At 51.9% G+C, this 25,190-nt stretch carries 21 protein-coding genes; 14 read left to right on the forward strand and 7 right to left on the reverse strand.

What is annotated here, in order from left to right:
• Positions 1-8 precede the first annotated feature (8 nt).
• Positions 9-881, forward strand: coding sequence for a 4-hydroxybenzoate octaprenyltransferase (gene ubiA, locus ACJHX4_RS11865; protein WP_000455235.1), 873 nt, complete (start codon positions 9-11; stop codon positions 879-881).
• Between the two features lie 154 nt (positions 882-1,035).
• Here ubiA and plsB read toward each other — a convergent pair whose 3' ends face one another.
• Positions 1,036-3,459: a glycerol-3-phosphate 1-O-acyltransferase PlsB gene (gene plsB, locus ACJHX4_RS11870; RefSeq protein ID WP_000017354.1), complete on the reverse strand. Its 2,424-nt coding sequence runs from the start codon at positions 3,457-3,459 to the stop codon at positions 1,036-1,038.
• 170 nt (positions 3,460-3,629) lie between these two features.
• Here plsB and dgkA point away from each other — a divergent pair, with 170 nt between their 5' ends.
• The 4 genes from dgkA (at position 3,630) to ACJHX4_RS11890 (ending at position 6,439) form a co-directional block, all read left to right on the forward strand.
• The gene (gene dgkA / locus ACJHX4_RS11875; protein ID WP_000002899.1) at positions 3,630-3,998 is read left to right on the forward strand and encodes a diacylglycerol kinase; all 369 of its coding nucleotides are present in this window, start codon (positions 3,630-3,632) and stop codon (positions 3,996-3,998) included.
• 109 nt (positions 3,999-4,107) lie between these two features.
• Positions 4,108-4,716 carry a transcriptional repressor LexA gene (gene lexA / locus ACJHX4_RS11880; protein ID WP_000646078.1) on the forward strand — a complete coding sequence of 203 codons (609 nt, stop codon included), beginning with the start codon at positions 4,108-4,110 and terminating at the stop codon, positions 4,714-4,716.
• Positions 4,717-4,788: 72 nt separating this feature from the next.
• Positions 4,789-6,114 carry an MATE family efflux transporter DinF gene (dinF, locus tag ACJHX4_RS11885; RefSeq protein ID WP_001296637.1) on the forward strand — a complete coding sequence of 442 codons (1,326 nt, stop codon included), beginning with the start codon at positions 4,789-4,791 and terminating at the stop codon, positions 6,112-6,114.
• 115 nt (positions 6,115-6,229) lie between these two features.
• Positions 6,230-6,439: a CsbD family protein gene (locus ACJHX4_RS11890; RefSeq protein WP_001296638.1), complete on the forward strand. Its 210-nt coding sequence runs from the start codon at positions 6,230-6,232 to the stop codon at positions 6,437-6,439.
• A gap of 41 nt (positions 6,440-6,480) precedes the next feature.
• On the opposite strand, the gene zur is transcribed toward ACJHX4_RS11890, so the two are convergent.
• The gene (zur, locus tag ACJHX4_RS11895; protein ID WP_000416264.1) at positions 6,481-6,996 is read right to left on the reverse strand and encodes a zinc uptake transcriptional repressor Zur; all 516 of its coding nucleotides are present in this window, start codon (positions 6,994-6,996) and stop codon (positions 6,481-6,483) included.
• 155 nt (positions 6,997-7,151) lie between these two features.
• Here zur and dusA point away from each other — a divergent pair, with 155 nt between their 5' ends.
• On the forward strand, positions 7,152-8,147 hold the full coding sequence (gene dusA, locus ACJHX4_RS11900; protein ID WP_001110630.1) for a tRNA dihydrouridine(20/20a) synthase DusA: 996 nt from the start codon (positions 7,152-7,154) through the stop codon (positions 8,145-8,147).
• Between the two features lie 133 nt (positions 8,148-8,280).
• Positions 8,281-8,523, forward strand: coding sequence for an envelope stress response protein PspG (gene pspG, locus ACJHX4_RS11905; RefSeq protein ID WP_000891394.1), 243 nt, complete (start codon positions 8,281-8,283; stop codon positions 8,521-8,523).
• Between the two features lie 164 nt (positions 8,524-8,687).
• On the opposite strand, the gene ACJHX4_RS11910 is transcribed toward pspG, so the two are convergent.
• The 5 genes from ACJHX4_RS11910 to ACJHX4_RS11930 form a co-directional block, all read right to left on the reverse strand.
• Positions 8,688-9,671 carry a quinone oxidoreductase gene (locus ACJHX4_RS11910; RefSeq protein WP_000235538.1) on the reverse strand — a complete coding sequence of 328 codons (984 nt, stop codon included), beginning with the start codon at positions 9,669-9,671 and terminating at the stop codon, positions 8,688-8,690.
• Between the two features lie 105 nt (positions 9,672-9,776).
• The gene (locus ACJHX4_RS11915; protein WP_000564684.1) at positions 9,777-11,813 is read right to left on the reverse strand and encodes an FAD-binding protein; all 2,037 of its coding nucleotides are present in this window, start codon (positions 11,811-11,813) and stop codon (positions 9,777-9,779) included.
• 10 nt (positions 11,814-11,823) lie between these two features.
• Positions 11,824-13,053 (reverse strand): Nramp family divalent metal transporter, encoded by a 1,230-nt coding sequence (locus ACJHX4_RS11920; RefSeq protein WP_023141302.1) that lies wholly within the window; start codon positions 13,051-13,053, stop codon positions 11,824-11,826.
• 77 nt (positions 13,054-13,130) lie between these two features.
• Complete coding sequence (locus ACJHX4_RS11925; protein WP_001059067.1) at positions 13,131-13,910, reverse strand: enoyl-CoA hydratase/isomerase family protein; 780 nt, start codon at positions 13,908-13,910, stop codon at positions 13,131-13,133.
• Complete coding sequence (locus ACJHX4_RS11930) at positions 13,903-15,474, reverse strand: acyl CoA:acetate/3-ketoacid CoA transferase (RefSeq protein ID WP_410239912.1); 1,572 nt, start codon at positions 15,472-15,474, stop codon at positions 13,903-13,905. The genes ACJHX4_RS11925 and ACJHX4_RS11930 overlap by 8 nt, the downstream gene beginning before the upstream one ends.
• Before the next feature lie 255 nt (positions 15,475-15,729).
• Here ACJHX4_RS11930 and ACJHX4_RS11935 point away from each other — a divergent pair, with 255 nt between their 5' ends.
• The 7 genes from ACJHX4_RS11935 to ACJHX4_RS11965 all read left to right on the forward strand — a co-directional run bounded on the left by ACJHX4_RS11935 (position 15,730) and on the right by ACJHX4_RS11965 (position 25,166).
• On the forward strand, positions 15,730-16,764 hold the full coding sequence (locus tag ACJHX4_RS11935; RefSeq protein ID WP_001129782.1) for a LacI family DNA-binding transcriptional regulator: 1,035 nt from the start codon (positions 15,730-15,732) through the stop codon (positions 16,762-16,764).
• A 72-nt stretch (positions 16,765-16,836) separates the two neighbouring features.
• Positions 16,837-18,252 (forward strand): replicative DNA helicase, encoded by a 1,416-nt coding sequence (dnaB, locus tag ACJHX4_RS11940; RefSeq protein WP_001296639.1) that lies wholly within the window; start codon positions 16,837-16,839, stop codon positions 18,250-18,252.
• Between the two features lie 52 nt (positions 18,253-18,304).
• Complete coding sequence (gene alr, locus ACJHX4_RS11945) at positions 18,305-19,384, forward strand: alanine racemase (protein ID WP_001147314.1); 1,080 nt, start codon at positions 18,305-18,307, stop codon at positions 19,382-19,384.
• Positions 19,385-19,406: 22 nt separating this feature from the next.
• Entirely contained in the window at positions 19,407-19,964 is a 558-nt protein-coding gene (gene pnuC / locus ACJHX4_RS11950) for a nicotinamide riboside transporter PnuC (RefSeq protein ID WP_000122237.1), read from the forward strand.
• Positions 19,961-20,965 carry an AAA family ATPase gene (locus tag ACJHX4_RS11955; protein ID WP_001523669.1) on the forward strand — a complete coding sequence of 335 codons (1,005 nt, stop codon included), beginning with the start codon at positions 19,961-19,963 and terminating at the stop codon, positions 20,963-20,965. Before pnuC ends, ACJHX4_RS11955 begins: the two co-directional genes overlap by 4 nt.
• 81 nt (positions 20,966-21,046) lie before the next feature.
• Complete coding sequence (tyrB, locus tag ACJHX4_RS11960) at positions 21,047-22,240, forward strand: aromatic amino acid transaminase (protein WP_000486956.1); 1,194 nt, start codon at positions 21,047-21,049, stop codon at positions 22,238-22,240.
• 181 nt (positions 22,241-22,421) lie between these two features.
• Entirely contained in the window at positions 22,422-25,166 is a 2,745-nt protein-coding gene (locus ACJHX4_RS11965; RefSeq protein ID WP_001296640.1) for a 2-oxoglutarate dehydrogenase E1 component, read from the forward strand.
• Positions 25,167-25,190 lie beyond the last annotated feature (24 nt).

The following is a 25,190-nucleotide window of genomic DNA, read 5'->3' on the forward strand; positions in this document are numbered from 1 at the left end:
AAAAAAATATGGAGTGGAGTCTGACGCAGAATAAGCTGCTGGCGTTTCATCGCTTAATGCGTACGGATAAGCCAATTGGCGCGTTACTGCTGCTCTGGCCAACATTATGGGCGTTGTGGGTGGCGACACCGGGCGTTCCCCAGCTCTGGATCCTGGCGGTGTTTGTCGCGGGCGTCTGGCTGATGCGCGCTGCTGGTTGCGTGGTGAATGATTATGCTGACCGCAAGTTTGATGGTCATGTTAAGCGCACGGCGAACCGACCACTTCCCAGCGGCGCGGTGACAGAGAAAGAAGCGCGTACGCTGTTTGTAGTGCTGGTACTGATTTCATTTTTACTGGTGCTGACGCTGAATACGATGACTATTCTGTTGTCAATTGCCGCGCTGGCGCTGGCGTGGGTATACCCGTTTATGAAGCGGTATACCCATCTACCGCAAGTGGTGCTGGGCGCGGCGTTTGGCTGGTCGATTCCAATGGCTTTTGCCGCTGTGAGTGAGTCGGTGCCATTGAGTTGCTGGTTAATGTTCCTCGCCAATATTCTCTGGGCGGTGGCTTACGACACGCAGTATGCGATGGTTGACCGCGATGATGATGTGAAGATTGGCATTAAATCCACCGCAATCCTGTTCGGCCAATACGATAAATTGATTATTGGTATTTTGCAGATTGGCGTACTAGCGCTGATGGCGATCATCGGTGAGTTAAATGGCTTAGGCTGGGGATATTACTGGTCAATTCTGGTAGCTGGCGCGCTGTTTGTTTATCAACAAAAACTGATTGCCAACCGCGAGCGTGAAGCCTGCTTTAAAGCATTTATGAATAATAACTATGTTGGTCTGGTACTGTTTTTAGGGCTGGCAATGAGTTACTGGCATTTCTGATGATGTAAAAAAGCCGGATGATCATCCGGCTTTCTTCTGGGTTGCCTGATGCGCTGCGCTTCTCAGGCCTACACAACATATCGCAATTTATTGAATTTGCAGATCATGGTAGGCCGAATAAGGCGTTTGCGTCGCATCCGGCAATTCTCACTGATTACCCTTCGCCCTGCGTCGCACTCTCAATCGTCAAACGCACGTCTGATGTAATCAACTCCGCCAGCAACTGATATACCTTCATCGTTTCTGCCGGTTCGGCGTCGCCGCTATCGCTGATATACCCTTCATCACGCAGCGTCAGCACCAGAGAACTGAACACCGCCTTGTCGAAGAATTCCGGCGCGTTGATACCGTGCAGCACGGAGAGACGTTGCGCGACGGTGCGGCTCTCTTTTTCCAGCGTACCGCGGTTGATCGACGGGTTGGCACTCAACAGCCAGAAGGTGATGGCATAACGTTGCAGCGTTTCGCGCGCGCCTGCGGCCAGCAGCTGTAGCGTGCGAGAATGCGCCGGGTTGATATGCAACTCATCATCTTGCAGGGTAATCAGCCCCTGACGTTGCATCTCATTTGCCAGCGCATCAATAACGTCCGGTAACTCGTCGCGATCCCAGCGCAGGAACAGTTCCGCTTTCAGCATTGGGTAAAGCACATTGACGTGCTCCATCAATACGTCGCGGGAGATGTGGCGATGCTGGGTGACAATTGCCGCCATCAGCGAAGGCAGCACCAACATATGCGCAATGTTGTTGCGATAGTAGGTCATCAGCACCGCTTGCTCGCGCGGCAGAATGATGATGTCGCCGATAGTGTCTTTCTCGACTTCAAACTTGTTCATTTGCAGCGCGTGATCGATAAGCTCGCTGGCGCTGGCTGAAGGAACGGTAGAGTCCGTGGAGTAAGGCACGTTGCGCATCAGATCCAGGTAGCAGTTGAGTTGCTCGGTTAACTGCTCGCGGGTGAGTGAGCGCTGACGTGACGCCAGAAGCGCAGTACAGCACAGGTTCATGGCGTTCGCCGCGCCTGCGTTGTTAATGCGTACCATCAGATCGGCAGCAATATTATTGACCGTCGGCGTTAACCAGGCCGGACGCACCGCTTCGATGGGATCGATAGATTCACGCCAGTCTGGTACGTGCTGGTTAAGGTAGGTCATCAACGGCATTGGTTCACCGAAGTTGACGTAACCCTGACCGAGATTACGCAGCTTGCTTAAACCGCGCAGCATCTGCGGCAGGCTCTCTTTCTCTTTCGTCGCACCGCGCAGTTCTTTGGCGTAAGTACCCACTTCCATGACGTGCTCATAACCGATATAGATCGGAATCAGCGTAATCGGACGAGTGCCGCCACGCAGCATCGCCTGAATGGTCATCGATAGCGTACCGGTTTTCGGATCCAGCAAACGCCCCGTACGGGAACGACCGCCTTCCACGAAATACTCGACGGAATAACCACGGCTGAACAGTTCGCCGAGATACTCACGGAAAACGGTGGAATAAAGTTTATTGCCTTTAAACGTACGGCGAATAAAGAACGCCCCCAGACGGCGGAAAATCGGCCCGGCCGGCCAGAAGTTCAGGTTGATCCCGGCGGCGATATGCGGCGGCACCAGCCCCTGGTGATACAGCACGTAAGAAAGCAGCAGGTAGTCCATGTGACTGCGGTGGCAAGGCACATACACTAGCTCATGGCCGTCGTGGGCCAGCTGGCGAACGCGCTCGGCGTTATGGACGTTGATACCCTGGTAAAGTCGGTTCCAGGTGAAGCCCAGAATGCGGTCAGTCAGGCGGATCATCTCGTAAGAGAAATTCGCCGCAATCTCTTCCATCAGCGCAATCGCGTTCTGCTGCGCTTTTTCATGGGAGATTTTTTTGCTGCGTGCTTCATCTTCTACCGCTTTCGCAATGGCGCGGGAGGCGAGCAGCTTATTAAACAGATCCTGACGAGCAGGCAGACGTGGACCCACGGCAGCCAGACGTTGACGGGCAAAGTGCATACGCGCCACGCGCGCCAGTTTCTGAGCGATAGTTTTATCCGTGCCGTGTTCATCCGCCATACGGCGCAGTGAAACTGACGGCGAGAAACGCACAAAACTGTCGCGACCGAGCCACAGTACAGCGAAAAATTTCTGTACGCCGTTAAGCATACGCAGCGGCGGGTTCACTTCGCCTTTTTCACGCCCCGGCGCGCGACCAAACATCACCGATACTGGCACCATCTGCACATCCAGATTTGGGTTGCTGCGGTGCAAATCGAGATAGTCGTGGAACAGCTTAATAGACTCTTCTTTCGGCGTGTAATAGGTGAACACACGCGGCCCGCCGTGAATGAACACATAGCGCGGCAGTAGCGTGCCGTCGATTTCCAGCGGTTCTAACGGGTCAGGCAGGTCATGTGCCAGACACTGGGCGCGCAACGTCAGCAAGTCAGCTTTCGAGTTGTACGGTAAAACGTACATAATTGGACGAGAGGTATCCAGCCCCAGTTCCGGGGCAGGATCCGCCGGAATAGACTTGCTTTTTACCAGGATGCTTAATGGTAAATTCAGTAATTTGTAGTAAATTCGTGGCCAGCCGGACATAAACGATGTAAAGCCTCTGGTTAATAATGCAAATGCGCGGCAAGGATAGCAGAAAGTCATGGGAAATTCTGTGGTATCCGCTCATGTTTCGCGCGGCGTTACGCAAACCCGAATCATCGGATTTAACGGTACACTGATATTGACGCTCATAATGTAAAAAGGTTCTTTCAATGGCCAATAATACCACTGGATTCATCCGAATTATTAAAGCTGCTGGCTATTCCTGGAAAGGTTTACGCGCTGCATGGATCAACGAAGCGGCATTCCGTCAGGAAGGCGTAGCGGTATTGTTAGCGGTGGTTATCGCCTGCTGGCTGGATGTGGACGCGATTACCCGCGTGCTGCTTATCAGCTCCGTGATGCTGGTGATGATTGTGGAAATTCTCAATAGCGCCATCGAAGCTGTGGTTGACCGAATTGGCTCTGAATACCATGAGCTTTCCGGACGCGCTAAAGATATGGGATCTGCCGCAGTGCTGATTGCCATTATCGTCGCCGTGATTACCTGGTGCATCCTGTTATGGTCGCATTTTGGATAACCCTTCCAGATTTCGATAAATCTCTGGTTTATTGTGCAGTTTATGGTTCCAAAATCGCCTTTTGCTGTATATACTCACAGCATAACTGTATATACACCCAGGGGGCGGAATGAAAGCGTTAACGGCCAGGCAACAAGAGGTGTTTGATCTCATCCGTGATCACATCAGCCAGACAGGTATGCCGCCGACGCGTGCGGAAATCGCGCAGCGTTTGGGGTTCCGTTCCCCAAACGCGGCTGAAGAACATCTGAAGGCGCTGGCACGCAAAGGCGTTATTGAAATTGTTTCCGGCGCATCACGCGGGATTCGTTTATTGCAGGAAGAGGAAGAAGGGTTGCCGCTGGTAGGTCGTGTGGCTGCCGGTGAACCGCTTCTGGCGCAACAGCATATTGAAGGTCATTATCAGGTCGATCCTTCCTTGTTCAAGCCGAATGCTGATTTCCTGCTGCGTGTCAGCGGGATGTCGATGAAAGATATCGGCATTATGGATGGCGATTTGCTGGCAGTGCATAAAACTCAGGATGTACGTAACGGTCAGGTCGTTGTCGCACGTATTGATGACGAAGTTACCGTTAAACGCCTGAAAAAACAGGGCAATAAAGTCGAACTGTTGCCAGAAAACAGCGAGTTTAAACCAATTGTCGTTGACCTTCGTCAGCAGAGCTTCACCATTGAGGGGCTGGCGGTTGGGGTTATTCGCAACGGCGACTGGCTGTAACATATCTCTGAGACCGCGATGCCGCCTGGCGTCGCGGTTTGTTTTTCATCTCTCTTCATCAGGCTTGTCTGCATGGCATTCCTCACTTCATCTGATAAAGCACTCTGGCATCTCGCCTTACCCATGATTTTCTCCAATATCACCGTTCCGTTGCTGGGACTGGTCGATACGGCGGTAATTGGTCATCTTGATAGTCCGGTTTATTTAGGCGGCGTGGCGGTTGGTGCAACGGCGACCAGCTTTCTCTTTATGTTGTTGCTGTTTTTACGCATGAGCACCACCGGGCTGACTGCACAGGCTTATGGTGCCAAAAATCCTCAGGCATTAGCCCGTGCGCTGGTGCAACCGTTGCTGTTGGCGTTGGGGGCCGGGGCGTTAATTGCGCTGCTGCGTACGCCGATTATCGATCTGGCGCTGCATATTGTTGGTGGTAGTGAAGCAGTCCTGGAACAGGCGCGACGCTTTCTTGAAATCCGCTGGTTAAGCGCACCGGCGTCGCTGGCGAATCTGGTATTACTTGGCTGGTTACTCGGCGTGCAATATGCCCGTGCGCCAGTAATTTTGTTAGTGGTCGGCAATATCCTCAACATTGTGCTGGATGTCTGGCTGGTGATGGGGCTGCATATGAACGTGCAGGGCGCGGCTCTGGCGACGGTTATTGCGGAATATGCAACATTGCTGATTGGTCTGCTAATGGTGCGTAAAATTCTCAAACTACGCGGAATCTCCGGCGAAATGCTGAAAACAGCCTGGCGAGGAAACTTCCGTCACTTGCTGGCGCTTAACCGCGATATCATGCTGCGCTCGCTGTTGCTGCAACTCTGTTTCGGCGCGATCACTGTACTTGGCGCGCGACTGGGGAGTGACATTATCGCTGTTAACGCGGTTCTGATGACGCTACTCACCTTTACCGCCTATGCGCTGGATGGTTTTGCCTACGCGGTTGAAGCACATTCCGGTCAGGCATACGGTGCGCGCGACGGTAGTCAATTGCTGGATGTCTGGCGGGCAGCGTGCCGCCAGTCGGGGATCGTAGCGTTACTGTTTTCGGTGGTTTATTTGCTGGCAGGGGAACACATCATTGCGTTGCTGACGTCGTTAACCCAGATTCAGCAGCTGGCTGACCGCTATCTTATCTGGCAGGTGATTTTGCCGTTGGTCGGCGTCTGGTGTTATCTGCTGGACGGCATGTTTATAGGCGCAACGCGTGCCGCCGAAATGCGTAACAGTATGGCGGTGGCCGCCGCAGGTTTTGCACTGACGCTCCTTACGCTGCCGTGGCTGGGGAATCATGGTTTGTGGCTGGCGTTAACCGTCTTTCTGGCGTTACGCGGGCTTTCTCTGGCGGCTATCTGGCGGCGTCACTGGCGTAACGATACCTGGTTTGTCGCAACGTGACGGTTAAAAATTCTGAATAAATAATCCTAAGCCAAATTGCTGACTACACTTAATCTCACGTTCAGAAGAAAAGTGAACGTACTCTCATTCACAACCTAACGATGAGGTCTTGATTATGAATAAAGATGAAGCCGGCGGTAACTGGAAACAGTTTAAAGGTAAAGTGAAAGAGCAATGGGGCAAACTGACCGATGATGATATGACGATCATTGAAGGAAAACGTGATCAGTTAGTGGGTAAAATCCAGGAACGCTACGGTTATCAGAAAGATCAGGCAGAAAAAGAGGTTGATAGTTGGGAAAAACGCCATGATTACCGCTGGTAATTAATCCCTCCTGCCCGACATGTACAAGGATGTACACCCTTTTAGCGAGGTTTCTTTTTCACCTGAATAGAGTGGTCATGATGGCACTGTTCAGGATGACGACACGCTTCTACTTCTACACATGCTGAACATAATCCATGTGCTTCAATAACATTATGCCGCAGGGCAAAACCCATTTTTGCCGCCAGCGTATGCATGATGTCTTCCACGCCTTCAGCACATTCTTCTTTCACCGCGCCGCAGCGATCGCAAATAAACATGGCTGAAGTATGGGTGGGCTGATCGAACAGATGACAGAGCACATAACTGTTGGTGGATTCCACCTTATGCACAAAACCTTGTTCAAGCAGAAACTCCAGCGCGCGATAAACCGTTGGCGGCTTGGCTTGCGGTTCAGCTTCGCGCAGCAAATCAAGCAGATCATAAGCGCTGATAGCGCCATCCTGCAGACTCATCAGGCGCAACACTTCGAGACGCTGTGGGGTCAGGCGCACATTACGCTGTGCGCAGATTTTTTCAGCCTGCGCTAATAACTCCTGCGTTGTGGTCTTTTCCATTGGGCACCTCGACAGTGGGGTTAAGAATGTCCTTACTTTACCATAGTTCTCACTTAAACGCCGAGAACAGGGTGTCATGGCTGTCACATTGCCTGATCGCATATTCGTTATGCTATAGTAGCGCCCCCAATTTACCAGATGCTTAAAAAGTCGCCATGCCAGCAGAATCACACACTGTTTATCCCGCTTACCGTTTCTCGATTGCCCCGATGCTTGACTGGACGGACAGACATTGCCGTTATTTCCTGCGTCTGCTTTCCCGCAATACGTTGCTGTATACCGAAATGGTGACCACAGGGGCGATTATTCACGGTAAAGGTGATTACCTGGCGTACAGTGAAGAAGAACATCCGGTAGCGTTGCAACTCGGGGGTAGCGATCCGGCGGCGCTGGCACAGTGTGCGAAGCTGGCAGAAGCGCGCGGATATGATGAGATCAACCTGAATGTCGGCTGCCCGTCTGACCGGGTGCAGAACGGCATGTTTGGTGCGTGTCTGATGGGTAATGCGCAGCTGGTTGCCGACTGCGTGAAAGCGATGCGCGATGTGGTGTCGATTCCGGTGACGGTGAAAACGCGTATTGGCATCGATGATCAGGACAGCTATGAATTTCTCTGCGATTTCATCAACACCGTTTCCGGCAAAGGTGAGTGTGAGATGTTCATCATCCACGCACGTAAAGCCTGGCTTTCTGGGTTAAGTCCGAAAGAAAACCGTGAGATCCCGCCGCTCGATTATCCGCGTGTGTATCAACTGAAGCGTGACTTTCCGCATCTGACGATGTCGATTAACGGTGGTATCAAGTCGCTGGAAGAAGCTAAAGCGCATTTGCAACATATGGATGGCGTGATGGTCGGGCGCGAGGCGTATCAGAATCCGGGGATTCTGGCGGCGGTAGACCGAGAGATTTTTGGTTCCTCGGATACCGATGCCGATCCGGTGGCGGTAGTGCGCGCCATGTATCCGTACATTGAGCGTGAACTCAGCCAGGGGACGTATCTCGGCCATATTACCCGGCATATGCTGGGCTTGTTCCAGGGTATTCCTGGCGCGCGGCAGTGGCGACGTTATTTAAGTGAAAATGCCCATAAAGCGGGTGCAGACATTAATGTGCTGGAACACGCGCTCAAACTGGTGGCGGATAAGCGTTAACTTTTCACCAAAAAGTAGTCAAATTCACCACGCCCTGCGCACCGTCGCGGGGCGTTTTGCTGTTAAATCAATAGATTATTTTTGGCATGATTCTTGTAATGCCAGCAAGAGATTTCATATTTGGGAGAGCATCATGCTGGAACTACTTTTTGTAATTGGCTTTTTTGTCATGCTGATGGTCACTGGTGTTTCGTTGCTGGGTATTATCGCCGCGCTGATTGTGGCGACGGCCTTTATGTTCCTCGGCGGTATGCTGGCATTGATGATTAAGTTGCTGCCGTGGCTGCTGTTGGCGGTTGCGGTGGTGTGGGTGATCAGGGCGATTAAAGCACCAAAAGTGCCGAAATATCAGCATTATGACCGCTGGCGTTACTAAGGGATTGTGCGGATGATCACAACCTAAGGTTTTATCCTTAGAACAAAATAGGAATTGATAATCAAATCTGTCACTATTGCGTGTCAAACAAATTCATCGAGCTGTACCCTACATACAGCCGAACTATAAAAGAAAGGGCTTCCCAGGTGGAAGCCCAATTTCTTTTATGGAATCAACAGGCTGGAACCCTGCGTCGCCCGGCTTTCCAGAATCTCATGCGCACGCCGCGCATCCTTCAGCGGATATTTCTGCTGCTCGGCGACATCGACCTTAATCACACCGCTGGCAATCAAAGAGAACAGTTCATTACTGGCCTCGGTTAATTCCTCCCGCGTGGTGATATAGCCTTGCAGGGAAGGGCGTGTCACATACAACGAGCCTTTCTGATTGAGAATGCCTAAGTTCACACCGGTAACCGCACCTGATGAGTTGCCAAAACTCACCATTAAGCCGCGGCGTTGCAGGCAATCCAGCGACCGTTCCCAGGTGTCTCTGCCCACTGAATCGTACACCACGCGCACTTTCTTGCCACCGGTGATCTCTTTTAACCGCTCGACCAGATTCTCTTCACGATAGTTAATAACCTGCCATGCGCCCGCTTTTAGCGCACTCTGCGCTTTTTGCGCGGTTCCCACGGTGCCGATAAGTTTCGCGCCCAGGGCTTTTGCCCACTGGCAGGCAATCAAGCCAACGCCGCCAGCCGCTGCGTGGAACAGGAACTGTTCATCGGGTTTAATTTCATAGGTTTTGCGCAGCAGATAATAAACCGTTAAGCCTTTCAGGAAGGATGCCGCAGCTTGCTCAAAAGAAATTGCCGCAGGCAGAATCGCCGCTTTATCCGCATTAATGTTATGCATAGAGCTGTAAGCGCCTAATGCCGATTGTGCATAGACTACGCGATCGCCTGCCTTAATATGCTTTACACCACTGCCGACTTTACTCACGATGCCTGCCGCTTCGGTGCCTAATCCGCTGGGTAGCGATGGTGGCGGGTAAAGGCCGCTGCGGATATACGTGTCGATAAAATTGATGCCGATGGCTTTATTTTTGACCTGGATTTCATTCTCCGCCGGATCGGCAGGAGTGAACTCCACGGCCTGAAGTACTTCCGGGCCACCGTGCTTGTGAAATTCGATGCGCGTTGCCATTTAAACTCCTTTACTGAGCGACATATCTGTTTTAAGCCTAACAGTAGTCGCCAGGCCGCGCGGGGATTTTTTCCGGGCTGCGGTCACAACCCGGAATATCTCTGATCAGTATTGAAACGGCGTCGCCGCAATCCAGTTTTGCCACTGGCGCTCAAAGTTGGTTAGCGTTAATACGCCCCGTTCACGGCACGGGCGAGTCCAGGTTTGGTAATCATTAGCTTCCCGACAAACACAAATCATATATTGCCTGGCATCCTGATTTTCTGGCCGAAAACGCCAGGCCAGGAGTGGCCCACCTGGTGTTTGCGGTGCAATACCGGCTTCGCCATCATAGATAGCCCTGGCACCACGACTCCCACCACCGTTTTCGACATAACATTGTAAAGAACGCAGTACAGCCAGCGCCAGTTGCGCACTTTGCCGCCACTGGAAAGATTGTGCCAGGCTGTTTTCATCGCATTGAATACCTTCCCGGCGAATATCTTCACAAAGTGTTGCCAGGGTTTGCGCGGCAGTGTTGATCCCCTGTGTATGACACAAAATTGCGGCATGGTGGCTCATGGTATTTTGTATCGTTTCTCGCACGTCGTCACGTAGCAGCCCCTGATTCAGGTACTGTTGCGCCTCATTAATCGTACTGAGAATTTGTTGCCTCTCGAGAGGCCGGTCCTGGCTTTTCTGATGAGCAATATGTAATGCACAGCGGCGGGCGAAAACTTGCCCGGCATTGAGCGCTGCTCCACCTGGGCGCGTGACACCATGTGTTCCGGCATTTTCTCCGGCAGCATAACAACCAGTTAGCGATGTACGTCCCCAAATATCAACTTCAATTCCGCCATTAAGATGTTGATTATTTAGCGTAAACTTGAGCGGTGAGGCTGTGAGATCATGACCGTGCATCTGATACAAACGAATAGCCAGAGGATTCATCTGTGTTAATCTCGCCAGCGGTTGTGCCAACAGGGCGTGATTTTGTTGCAGATAGTCGATGACATCATCATCCAGTTCTTGCAGGTTGAATGACGTTCCGTCCGCTGCGGGTTCTGGTTCCCGTAGAAAATCAAGAAAAACATCGCGCCCTTTTTGAGTCTCTTCATAAACTGCGACATCCAGCAGGCTGGAGCCATATTCCAGCATTCGTTCCGCGTGAAACGGCCACTGGTAACCTTTACGAAATATTGCGGAGGCCAGCATACGAGTCGTGGGGTAATAAGCTGCCAGAAAATTATACTGACGCCCGGAGTGGTCCTGCGAATAGATGCGCGGCATCGCCTGCATGTAAGTACCGGAAAGATTCCACGGAAACTGGCTGCGCGGTGTACCGATACCAAACTGACTTTCCGTAAGATTAACCAGAGTTATACCTGCTTCCAGTGCCATGCCCAACGCACTAAAACAGTTCACCGGATAAACACTGTCACGATAAAGTTCACCTGGTCCGCCCGTGGCTAAAACCAGATGCTGGCAGCGAATCACGACCATTCGCCAGGGATTATCCCGACAGGCTTTATCGATGGCGATCACCCCCACGACTCGTCGATTTTCCCCTTCACCACTGGTCAGGATATGAATCGCCGTTGTGTGATCGCAAAGAGGAATATTAAGGCGCATTGCCTCCTGGGCCAGCACCTTCACCATCAGGCGCGATGTTCGAGGACCGCAGCTAGTGGCACGGCCAAATTCATCGTGATCGGTTTGATAACGCAACGTTGCGCCAAAGAGATCTTCAGGCAGATCCAGACCCAGATATTTCAGTACTTCACAGGTGTTCACCGATCCGACCGCCTCAACATATGCGGTGTCATGATCCATCGCACCACCTGCCGCCAGGGTGTTACTTAATGTCAGAAAATGGTCACCATTTGCACGCGTATTCGCGGTGTGAAGCGTTTGTTTATCGGAACCAGAACAGGCGGAAGTGCCCCAGAAGGCTTTGCTGGAGGCGACCATTACATCGACATTTTGCCGTTTCAGCTCGACGGCAGCTCGCCATCCTGCCGCGCCACTGCCCAGAACCAGCGTGTTGCAGCAGTACTCTGGTAAAATGGTACCGTTAAGGTCGATACTACCGCTGGCTTGAGCCAGCGGTGCGTAATGGGGCATTTTGATATCAGTGAGCGCCGTTAGCGTTTCGTCAATCATTGCGTCCCACCTATTTCATCAGACTTTCGATTAAGCCGCTCATTGCCATATAGCCCATGATTAGCGTAAATACGCTTATGGCAATAAACATGACGTTTTCCCAGCGTGAGCAACGATATTTGCCCATTAACGAAGGCTTGTTCGCCAGCCAGAACATACATAAAACAGTCAGCGGCAGAATAATGGCGTTAAAGGCCTGGCTGGCAATCATCACCAATACCGGGCGTGCGTGGAACAGCGGCACAACCAGACAAAGCAGAGACATAACCGTCATCAGGATACGGTAACCTGGGCTAACTTCGTTGCTGGTATCACGCCAGTCAGCCAGCAGCCAGGGCGTTAACAGCAAATTTGGGAACTGGCTGGAAAGCCCGGCTGCAACAATACCAATAACAAAGAGCCCCACGGCAGCTGAGCCAGCAATAGGTTCGAGAATAATGACCATTTGCGAGGCATTATTTAAACCTGTGCCAGTTTGGTACAACGTACCCGCAGCCGCAGCCATCACCGCCGCACTGATGATGAACATCATTCCTGCACTGACAATGGCATCACGATTTTGATGAGGCAAATTGTCCACACCCCAACCATTACTTTTTACCAGGGTCGTGCGCATAAGAAACATTGCTGGTGCTACGGTGGTACCCACCATGCCAGAAATTATCAGAAATGGCGTACTGTTATCGCCAGCGACAGGATCGGGAACAGACGGAATAAATCCGGCCAGCAGATCTGCGACCGGCGGCATCATAATGAAAAAATTAATCACAAACGCCAGCCCCATAATGCCAACCAGCGCGGAGAGGATTTTGTCGAACCCGGCGTTGCTGTTGGTCCAGAGCATCACGTTAATCATAATGACCATCGCGATAGCCCAGGCGAGAGCTGAGATACCGCCACTAAACCAGGTCGTGGACCATGTTGCCATTACATCCGCCAGAATACCCATTACCCCCATAATGGAACCGCTCACGGCAACGGTTAACCCGATCAGAAACAACATCGCAACGCCGGGATGGATATGGCGACGAAATGCAGTCAACGCGCGTTCACCAGTGACGGAAGCATAACGACCATAAATACGGATTAAAAACCAGGTAACAATGCAAGAAAGCGCCACGGCCCACATGAGCGAGACACCATAGTTAGCACCTGCTTTAGCCATAGTGGTGATGCTGCCTGTTCCGATGCTGTAGCCAATAAGAAAGATGCCAGGTGCAAAGGCCGCGAGTTTTGTCATTATTCGCCGAAATAAAGAAGGCGTTTGGGGAACAGAGGTTGTCATATTCATTATCTTTCTTTCCTTGTAAGAGGCGATCAGCGTGCCTGAAAGTGCGGTTGACGCTTCTCAGTAAATGCCTGACTGCCTTCATGAGCATCTTCAGTCGTGGCGGAAAAAGCGCCAGCCAGTGCTTCAAGCGTCGAGGCCACAGCAATACCTTCTCCGGCATCAATAACCTGCTTGGCGATCTGCACTGCAACGGGAGCACGCTGGGCGATACGTTGTGCCAGTTGCAGTCCGGCGTCGTGTAACGCCTCCCTGGCGACAACGCGATTCACCAGCCCGCAGGACAGTGCCCGCTGTGCATCCAGTGGTTCACCGGTAAATACCAGTTCTTTCACCAGTGAGCGCCCAAGCAGTGCCGTCAGCCGCTGCGTTCCTGACCAGCCAGGCACTGTCGCCAGCCCGGTTTCTGGTAGTGCCATTTGTGCTTCGGCGCTACAAATACGGATATCGGCGGTAGCAGCCAGTTCCAGACCACCGCCATAAGCCAGGCCGTGCAACAGGGCGATTACGGGCTGTGGCAGTTGTGCCAGAGCATCAAATGCCTGATGACCGCGGCGGATCCAGTTGCGCCACATATCGAGTGCAGAAAGAGAGGTCCAGCGATGAATATCCGCGCCGACACAAAACGCTTTTTCACTGGCACTGGTCAGCAGTACTACGCGGATCTCCGAATCAGTTTCCAACGTGTGGCAATGCGCCAGCAGTTGTTCGAGCATCTCTGGGGTTAATGCGTTGAGTTTCGCCGGGCGATTAATCACCAAAGTGGCAATGAAACCGTTGCGCTGGAGGTCAATGGTGCCGTTATTCATGGTGACTTCCTTGTTGAAAATAGAGGGGATTCATTAGTTTGAGATCGTCTGCCAGACGGAGTGGGGCATCGCTTTGGGCGAGAATGTCGCGTTCAGGATCAATACCTGGGGCAATTTCTGTGACCAGTAGCCCGTCTGGGGTTAATTCCAGAACGCAGCGTTCAGTAATGTACTGTACTTGTTGCCCGAGTCTTATTGCGCGTTTGCCGGAGAACGTCACGTGGGCGACGTCCTGTACCAGTTTTTTGGCTTTGCCTTCTTTAATGATACGCAGCTGACCCTCTTCCAGTTGCAGTTGGGCACCGGCATTGAAAAAGCCAGAGAAAATAATGCGTTTCGCATGTGAGGTGATATCAATAAATCCACCGCATCCGGCAGTGACATGTGGACGAGCGGGGAGATGTGAGACGTTCACTGAGCCATCTGCGCCGATTTGTAAAAACGACATCAGAGTGAGATCAAAACTACCACCCTGGAAATAGGTGAACTGCTGGGGAGAGGGCAAAAATGCTTCTGCATTAGAGGCACAACCGAACTGAAATTCCAGCAGTGGAACTCCGCCAATCGCGCCCTGTTCCAGCAGCCAGGTGACGTCACCGTGGCGACCTTGTTCCAGTAAAATGCGTGGTACGTTGGCAGAAATACCAAAGCCAATATTTACCGCATCTCCACTTTGTAGTTCTTGTGCGACTCGCTGGGCAATAACTCGCGCCGGGCCATGTTCCATATAACGAAAGGCTGACAGCGGACGACTGATTTCGCCGGAAATGGCAGGTTCATATTGCGTTTGTGTCGTTTGTGTTTGTTCCGGCGCAATCACGATGTAATCCACCAGTACACCCGGAATACGCACCTCTTTTGGTTTCAGACTTCCGGCGGCAACCTGTCGTTTTACTTGCGCAATTATGATGCCACCATTATTGCGAACGGCAGTAGCCTGTTCCAGTGGCCCCAGATAAGCCCCTTCATGTTCATAAGTCAGGTTGCCGCGTTCATCGGCAGTGGTAGCGCGAATGATCGCCACCTGCGGCACGATACTGGGGAAAAACAGCCAGTCGTCGTTAGCAAATCGAACACGTTCAACCAGAGATTGTTGCGCCGCTTTTTCATTCATTGCACCGCCCTGCAACAGGGGATCCACATAGGTATCCATGCCTGTTTGTGTCAGCACGCCAGGACGATGAGCCGCCGCTTCCCGGTGCATATCAAATAAGATCCCGGAAGGCAGATTCCAGGCGGGGATCGCGTTGTCATTGATCATTTGCCAGATTAACGGAGGCGTCATTGATGATGGACCGGAGGGGTAGGAGCCAGCGATCACTTTTGCCAGTAAGCCCGGTTGCGCCAGATGATCGATGCCTTTTACGCCATACATATCACCAGCGGCGATAGGGTGGATGGAGGTGATGTTTTGCGGATGTCCGGCACGTTGAAAGCGTTCACCTATTGCTGCCAGCACCGCATCCGGACACCCCATTCCACTGGAGGAGGAGACGGTGACAACTGCGCCATCAACAATCAAATCTGCAGCTTCCGGTGCAGTGATCGTGCGTACAGAGCACATAATAATTTCCTTGTTTCGATATAAAAATAATTAAAAATATACATTTAAAACAATATGATAATTTTCATAAATTAATTGGAACGATCTAATTTATGCGTAATTTGTACGATTAGGGTGTAAAAAACACAACAAGGGAAGTGCGAATCTGTGATCGAAACGACGATCTCCTGCGATCCCTTGCGTTAACGGATCGCATGAGTAAAAGGAGATTATGATAAAGTAATTGCCTTGATCTTATGGGGGTTTGGAGCAGGCATGGCGAAGTCGGATACAGGAAGAAAGCGGGTAACATTAACCGATGTTGCGCGTGCGGCTGGCGTTTCGAAATCGACTGTATCGCTGGTTCTCAACGACAGTTCACTTATCAAAAAAGAGACGCAACAAAAAGTCCAGCAAGCCATTGAACAATTAGGCTATGTCTATAACCGTTTTGCTGCCAATCTGCGTTCGCAAAAATCGCTAACTATCGGCGTAGTCATTGACGATTTGATAAATCCTTTCTTCGCTGAATTTACTATGGGTCTTGAGATGACGCTGGCGGAGCACGGTTTTATCACCGTGATGTCCAATACCTCCCAGCGTAGTGACCGGCAAAAACAGGTGCTTGATACCTTGCTGGAACACCACGTCGCGGGCATTGTCCTCTGTCCAGTGAACAGTACCTCAGAAGCCGATTTACAGCGTTATGCCAACAGTTCCACACCCTTATTAATCACGATGCGCCCTCTGGATTGGCAACAATTGCCCGTCGATTACGTTGGCGTGGACAGCCACGCAGGTGTACGGGAAGCGACGGAATATCTCATTCAACAAGGGCACAGAGATATCGTGTTTATTGGTGGTCTTACGCACCATATGCGTTATCAGGGATACCTTGAGGCGATGAATCACCATGGTTTACAGCCGTGGAGTACTGATGCTTTTTCGCTGCGTGCTGAACCGACTCAGGCCAACGGCTACCAGTTGATGCAACAGCTGTTGGATATGCCTTCGCCACCCACAGCGGTGATTTGTTATAACGATTTAATGGCTTTTGGCGCGGAGTCGGCACTAGGCGAAAGAGGATTATTTGCCGGGGAAGATATTTCGTTGATTGGTAATGATGGCGTGGCGGCTTGTGCTTACAGTAACCCGCCGTTAACCACAATTGCGGTAGAACCATTGGCTCTGGGGAAACAGGCGGCGCAGCAAATTTTACGGCGTATTGCGCAACCAGACGCACCGCTCAGCCATTACATCTATCGCCCGACCCTGCAAATTCGCGCTTCCACCGGAAAGCGGGGGCGTTAAATGCTGTAGCGAGAAACTGTTTCTCGCTATACTCTCTTGTCCCCCATTCAACAGCAGGTAACACCATTCGTTATGGCAGGCAATAGACCTTTCAACAAACAACAGACTGATAACCGCGAACGCGATCCACAAGTTGCCGGGCTGAAAGTGCCTCCGCACTCGATCGAAGCGGAGCAGTCGGTGTTGGGCGGTTTAATGCTGGATAACGAACGCTGGGATGATGTAGCCGAGCGTGTGGTGGCAGACGATTTTTACACCCGCCCACACCGTCATATCTTTACTGAAATGGCGCGTTTGCAGGAAAGCGGTAGTCCTATCGATCTGATTACCCTTGCGGAATCGCTGGAACGCCAGGGGCAACTCGATAGCGTCGGTGGTTTTGCTTATCTGGCAGAGCTGTCAAAAAATACGCCAAGTGCGGCGAACATCAGTGCCTATGCGGATATCGTGCGCGAACGTGCCGTTGTCCGTGAGATGATCTCCGTTGCGAATGAGATTGCCGAAGCCGGTTTTGATCCACAAGGGCGTACCAGTGAAGATCTGCTGGACCTTGCTGAATCCCGCGTCTTCAAAATTGCCGAAAGTCGTGCAAACAAAGACGAAGGGCCGAAGAACATCGCCGATGTGCTCGACGCAACCGTGGCGCGTATTGAGCAGTTGTTTCAGCAGCCACACGATGGCGTTACCGGGGTAAACACCGGTTATGACGATCTCAACAAAAAAACCGCTGGCTTGCAGCCGTCGGATTTGATCATCGTTGCCGCGCGTCCGTCGATGGGTAAAACGACATTTGCGATGAACCTCGTCGAAAACGCGGCGATGTTGCAGGATAAACCGGTACTTATCTTCTCGCTGGAGATGCCATCAGAACAGATTATGATGCGTTCTCTGGCGTCGCTGTCGCGTGTTGACCAGACTAAAATCCGTACCGGGCAGCTCGATGATGAAGATTGGGCACGCATTTCCGGCACCATGGGTATTTTGCTCGAAAAACGCAATATCTATATCGATGATTCCTCCGGCCTGACGCCAACGGAAGTGCGTTCCCGCGCACGCCGTATTGCCCGTGAACACGGCGGCATCGGGCTTATCATGATCGACTACCTGCAACTGATGCGCGTACCGGCGCTTTCCGATAACCGTACGCTGGAAATTGCAGAAATCTCCCGCTCGCTGAAAGCACTGGCGAAAGAACTGAACGTGCCGGTGGTGGCGCTGTCCCAGTTGAACCGTTCTCTGGAACAACGTGCCGACAAACGCCCGGTCAACTCCGACCTGCGTGAATCTGGCTCTATCGAGCAGGATGCGGACTTGATCATGTTTATCTATCGTGATGAGGTGTATCACGAAAACAGTGATTTAAAAGGCATCGCGGAAATTATTATCGGTAAACAACGTAACGGCCCAATCGGGACGGTACGCCTGACCTTTAACGGTCAATGGTCGCGCTTCGACAACTATGCGGGGCCGCAGTACGACGACGAATAATAATTATTTTATGAATTAGGTAATTAAAGCAAACACTTATCAAGGAACACAAATGCAAGCGGCAACTGTTGTGATTAACCGCCGCGCTCTGCGACACAACCTGCAACGTCTTCGTGAACTGGCACCTGCCAGTAAAATGGTTGCGGTGGTGAAAGCGAACGCTTATGGTCACGGTCTTCTTGAGACCGCGCGAACGCTCCCCGATGCTGACGCCTTTGGCGTAGCCCGTCTCGAAGAAGCTCTGCGACTGCGTGCGGGGGGAATCACCAAACCTGTACTTTTACTCGAAGGCTTTTTTGATGCCAGAGATCTACCGACGATTTCTGCGCAACATTTTCATACCGCCGTGCATAACGAAGAACAGCTTGCTGCGCTGGAAGAGGCTAACCTGGACGAGCCGGTTACCGTCTGGATGAAACTCGATACCGGTATGCACCGTCTGGGCGTAAGGCCGGAACAGGCTGAGGCGTTTTATCATCGTCTGACCCAGTGCAAAAACGTTCGTCAGCCGGTGAATATCGTCAGCCATTTTGCGCGCGCGGATGAACCAAAATGTGGCGCAACCGAGAAGCAACTCGCTATCTTTAATACCTTTTGCGAAGGCAAGCCTGGTCAACGTTCCATTGCCGCGTCGGGTGGCATTTTACTCTGGCCACAGTCGCATTTTGACTGGGTGCGCCCGGGCATCATTCTTTACGGCGTATCTCCGCTGGAAGATCGCTCCACCGGTGCCGATTTTGGCTGTCAGCCAGTGATGTCGCTAACCTCCAGCCTGATTGCCGTGCGTGAGCATAAAGCCGGAGAGCCTGTCGGTTATGGTGGAACCTGGGTAAGCGAACGTGATACTCGTCTTGGCGTAGTCGCGATGGGCTATGGCGATGGTTATCCGCGCGCCGCGCCGTCCGGTACGCCAGTGCTGGTGAACGGTCGCGAAGTGCCGATTGTCGGGCGCGTGGCGATGGATATGATCTGCGTAGACTTAGGTCCACAGGCGCAGGATAAAGCCGGGGCCCCGGTCATTTTATGGGGCGAAGGTTTGCCCGTAGAACGTATCGCTGAAATGACGAAGGTAAGTGCTTACGAACTTATTACGCGCCTGACTTCAAGAGTCGCGATGAAATACGTGGATTAATATTCGTCTCCAGGGAGGGACAATGTCTTATTCAGAAATCGCCGCGTGTCTGGCATACGCGGTTTCCGTCTGGCTGGCTGCCAGAAACAATGTGCATACATGGTGGATCGGCATAATTGGCAGCATATTGTACGGCTGGGTTTTTTGGTCCGTGCAACTCTATGCCGACGTTACGCTCCAGTTATTCTTCATCGTGACCAGCATCACTGGCTGGATCCACTGGCTGAAAGGTCAGGGTGGCGACATCTTGCCGGTGCGCCGAACGCAAGCCAGTCACTTTTTCCTTTTGTTGCTCTGTGCTGTCGTCGTGGCAGGCGGTTACGGCTTTTTACTCCACACCTTTACCAATGCTTGGGCACCCTGGCTGGATTCGTTGATTTTGACCTTCAGCGTTCTGGCACAATTCATGTTGATGGGAAGACGTATCGAAAACTGGTACGTCTGGTTAGCGGTGAATACCCTGGCGGTGCCACTGTATATGACGCGCGGTTTAAACCTGACCGCTGGCTTATATTTCCTGTTCTGGATTAACGCCTGGTATGGTTTGTATCAATGGCGCAAAGAGTTGCAAACATCATGAAGCCTTTTGCAACGGGTCTGGTGGTTGGTAAATTCGCGCCTTTGCATTGTGGTCATGAAAAGTTGATCAATACCGCACTGGCGCAATGTGAAGAACTGTTCATCATCAGTTATTCCGTGCCGGAAATGCCTGACTGTGAACCTGAAAAGCGCCTGACGTGGCTGCAAGTGCGCTTCCCGCAAGCGACGTTTTTGGTACTGACGCCAGAGCTTGTTGCGCGTTATAACTTACCTGCTATCCCGCATAACAATGCTGATGCCGACATCCACCGTCATTATGTGGCGACGCTATGCTTGCAGATATTACGTTGCCGCCCACACGCTGTATTTACTGCAGAAGACTATGGCGATGGCTTTGCTAACGTGCTGGCGCGGCGTTTTGCCCAACCCGTTGAACACGTTCGAATGGCGCGCCCAGTTGGCGATGAAGCGCCTTCGGGAACGCTTATTCGTTCCGATGTTCACCGCTATCGCTACATGTTGGCGAATGATGTTTATTACAGTTTCGTTCGCCGTATCTGTCTGCTTGGTGGCGAATCTACCGGTAAAAGCACGCTTTCAAAAGCGCTGGCGGGCGTGCTTGATACGGTGTATGTCGCTGAATTTGGCCGCGACTATTGGGAAGAAAAAAACGGTATCTTAACTGCGGATGATTTGTTGCATATCGCCTGCGAACAGGTACGCCGGGAACAACAAGCAGAAGCTAATCACTATCTTATATGTGACACGTCGCCACTCACGACCTTATTCTATGCCCTTGATCAATATGGTCATGCTCCGCAAGAACTTCACCAACTGGCGGAGCGGGAATACTCTCTGGTAGTGCTTTGCGGCGCAGAATTTCCCTTCGTGCAGGATGGCACCCGGCAAGGAGAGGTATTTCGCGCACGGCAACAGGTGTGGTATGAACAGGAATTGTCGCGCAGGAACATTCCTTATCTTTCGGTTTCGGGGCCACTGCAAGAGCGAGTGGAGCAAATTCTTCGCCAACTTCCCGACTGACTTTGAACATCCTCTCGATCTTCGCCTTCTTCCGGTTTATTGTGGTTTAACCACCTGCCCGTAAACCTGGAGAACCATCGCGTGTTTCAAAAAGTTGACGCCTACGCTGGCGACCCGATTCTTACGCTTATGGAGCGTTTTAAAGAAGACCCTCGCAGCGACAAAGTGAATTTAAGTATCGGTCTGTACTACAACGAAGACGGAATTATTCCACAACTGAAAGCCGTGGCGGATGCGGAAGCGCGCCTGAATGCGCAGCCTCATGGTGCTTCGCTTTATTTACCGATGGAAGGGCTTAACAGCTATCGCCATGCCATTGCGCCGCTGCTGTTTGGTGCGGACCATCCGGTACTGCAACAACAGCGCGTAGCAACCATTCAAACCCTTGGCGGCTCAGGGGCATTGAAAGTGGGCGCAGATTTCCTGAAACGCTACTTCCCGGAATCAAGCGTCTGGGTCAGCGATCCTACCTGGGAAAACCACGTAGCAATATTCGCCGGGGCTGGATTCGAAGTAAGTACTTACCCCTGGTATGACGAAGCGACTAACGGCGTGCGCTTTAATGACCTGTTGGCGACGCTGAAAACATTACCTGCCCGCAGTATTGTGTTGCTGCATCCATGTTGCCACAACCCAACGGGTGCCGATCTCACTAATGAGCAGTGGGATGCGGTGATTGAAATTCTCAAAGCCCGTGAGCTTATCCCATTTCTTGATATTGCCTATCAAGGATTTGGTGCCGGTATGGAAGAGGATGCCTACGCCATTCGCGCCATTGCCAGCGCTGGATTACCCGCTCTGGTGAGCAATTCGTTCTCGAAAATTTTCTCCCTTTACGGCGAGCGCGTCGGCGGACTTTCTGTTCTGTGTGAAGATGCCGAAGCCGCAGGCCGCGTACTGGGGCAATTGAAAGCAACTGTTCGCCGCAACTACTCCAGCCCGCCGAATTTTGGTGCGCAGGTGGTGGCTGCGGTGCTGAATGACGAGGCATTGAAAGCCAGCTGGCTGGTGGAAGTAGAAGAGATGCGAACTCGCATTCTGGCAATGCGTCAGGAACTGGTGAAGGTATTGAGCACAGAGATGCCAGAACGCAATTTCGATTATCTGCTTAATCAGCGCGGCATGTTCAGTTATACCGGTTTAAGTGCCGCTCAGGTTGACCAACTACGTGAAGAATTTGGTGTCTATCTCATCGCCAGCGGTCGCATGTGTGTCGCCGGGCTTAACACGCAAAATGTGCATCGCGTGGCAAAGGCGTTTGCTGCGGTGATGTGATTTTAATCAACAGGCGGATCTCTCCGCCTGTTCCTGACTCCAGCCACTCCCTACTATTTTGTCCCTTTTTTCGCCCACTTTTACATCATCTCTTTTCTATAAGTTTTTGAAAATTAGTGTTTTTAACTGTTGGTACGGATTGTGCAGTAATGCAGCTGTCTATGACCATCAGGAGAAAAACATGGAGAACATGACCTCGCCCGGCACGCTGCTTAGTGGAGATAACGCGACCTGGCTTGAAGAGTACTACCAGACCTGGTTGCGTACGCCGGAACAACTCCCGGAAGACTGGCGGCGTTTTTTTCTTTCACCTGAACTGACTGTCCAAAGCGTATCCGGTGATAACAATATCAGCGGTGCGACCTTAAAAAAACAGGCTGCGGTAATACAACTGATCAATGCCTGGCGCACGCAGGGGCATCTGCGCGCAAAGCTTGATCCACTTGGTTTGAATCCCCCGGCTGACGTTCCCTCCCTCCAGCCTGGTTTTTGGGGATTAAGCGAAGAAGACTTGTTGCAGGAGTTTAGCGTCACCTTTGGCGCACACACCACGCAAATGCCACTTAAGCAACTGCTTAACCTGCTGGAGCAAGCCTGGGCCAGTAGCCAGGCTTATGAACTTGCTCATCTGGAAAATCGTGAAGAAATCAACTGGTTGTTATCACGGATTGAGAGCAGCAATGCGCCACAAGCTGATGCCCAAACCTGTATTGCTCGTTTTGAAAAACTGATGGCGGCAGAGACGTTAGAGCGTTATCTGCATACCCGTTATGTTGGGCAGAAACGGTTTTCTCTGGAAGGGGGCGAAAGTGCAATCCCGGCGCTCGATACGCTGACAAAACGCCTGCGTGCGCAAGGTGTGGAGGAAATGGTCATTGGCATGGCGCACCGGGGAAGACTTAATGTTCTGGTTAATCTGTTGAATAAAGACCCGGCACAGCTTTTTGCTGAGTTTGAAGGCAAGCAGACGATCGGCAGTGGTTCAGGCGATGTGAAATACCACATGGGGTATTCCAGCAATCTGGAAACACCTGCCGGTTCGCTGCATGTGGCGCTGGCGTATAACCCCTCACATCTGGAGATCGTGAATCCGGTGGTGCTGGGCCAGGTGCGAGCCAGGCAGGAACGCCGTGGTGAGGATGGTCAGGCAAAAGTGGTGGGCGTACTTATTCATGGGGATTCCGCGTTGGGCGGCCTCGGCGTCAACCAAACCACGTTTAACTTATCGCAGACTCAGGGCTACGGCACTGGCGGTACGCTACATCTGGTGATTAACAATCAGATTGGCTTCACCACTTCCCGCTTGCAGGATATGCGTTCTTCACGGTACTGCACCGATATTGCCAAAATGGTAGCGGCCCCAATTATCCACGTTAATGGCGATGACGTTGACGCTGTTTGCCAGGTAATGGAACTGGCGTGCGAATGGCGAGACACCTTCCGGCGTGACATCATCATCGATATTTGCTGCTTCCGTAAGCACGGACACAACGAAAGCGATGAGCCACGTCTTACCCAGCCACAAATGTATCAGGCAGTGGATGCTCACCCTGGTACGCTCGCCCGTTATGGTGAATCTCTTGCCCGCCGCGGCCTGTTAACTCAGGCGCAACAAGATGAGATGACGGCACGCTATCGCGACTGGCTGGATAGCTGCCAGAAACGTGAACCGCAGCCTCTCAAACCTGCAATTCACTCTTTTAGCGCTAACTGGTATGGGTTGACCAACCCTCACTGGAGCGCCCCGGTATCTACGGCATTGCCTCGGCAAAAGCTGGCAGCGTATGGTGAAATCATTTCTACACTGCCACCCGATGTGGTCGCACATCCTACCATTAAACGGCAACTGGCGTTACGCCAGGATATGGCCGCAGGTACTCAGCCAGTAGACTGGGGAATGGCTGAAATGCTGGCCTATGCATCGCTTGTGGATGCGGGTGTTGGTGTGCGTCTTTCTGGTGAAGACTCAGGGCGTGGCACGTTCAGTCATCGCCATGCAGTGGTACATCATCAAACGGAAGCCCGTCGTTATCTGCCGTTACAGCATATCCGCGCTGGTCAGGCATCTTTCGATGTTTATGATTCGGTGCTTAATGAAGAAGCGCTCTTAGCCTTTGAATATGGCTATTCAACGTCTGCGCCTCAGCAACTGGTTATTTGGGAAGCACAGTTTGGTGACTTTGCCAACGGCGCTCAGGTTGCTATTGACCAATTTATCTCGTCTGGCGAAACCAAGTGGGATCGCTATAGCGGTTTAACCATTCTTCTGCCGCATGGCTATGACGGACAAGGGCCGGAGCACTCTTCCGCACGTCCTGAGCGCTGGCTGCAACTGTGCGCAGAAAACAACATGCAGGTGGTGATGCCCAGTGAGTCAGCACAAATGTTCCATTTGTTGCGCGGTCAGGCATTACGCCCAATGCGCAAACCGTTAGTGATAATGATGAGTAAGCGTTTACTTCGGTTTAAAGGCGCGATGAGCGAGCTTTGTGAATTCACTGATGACGCTTATAAACCGGTAATCACCGATCCGCAATTGCATCAGTCCCAGAAAGTTAAGCGCGTTATTTTGTGTAGCGGCCAGGTCTATTACGACGTACTGGAAGCCCGTAAGCAGCGTGAGCATGAAGACGAGGTAGCGATTGTTCGCCTGGAGCAACTCTACCCGTTCCCGGTCGCAGAACTGAATGATGTTCTGGCGAGTTGGCCGAACTGCTGCGAATGGATTTGGTTGCAGGAAGAGCCAGAAAACCAGGGCGCGTGGCGGCAGATTCGTCATGAGCTGGCGGCACTGAAAATTAACACTCCTTACTGGCAGTATGCAGGCCGCCCGGCAGCGGCAGCACCAGCGACAGGGTATGGGCGTGTACATAAACAACAAATCGACGAATTTCTTGCTGCTGCGTTTGCAGATATTCAGCCATGAAAGGCGCACAAAAATAATAAGGAG

Source organism: Escherichia sp. WS2035 (assembly GCF_046487065.1).
In the GTDB taxonomy this organism is placed as follows: domain Bacteria; phylum Pseudomonadota; class Gammaproteobacteria; order Enterobacterales; family Enterobacteriaceae; genus Escherichia; species Escherichia coli.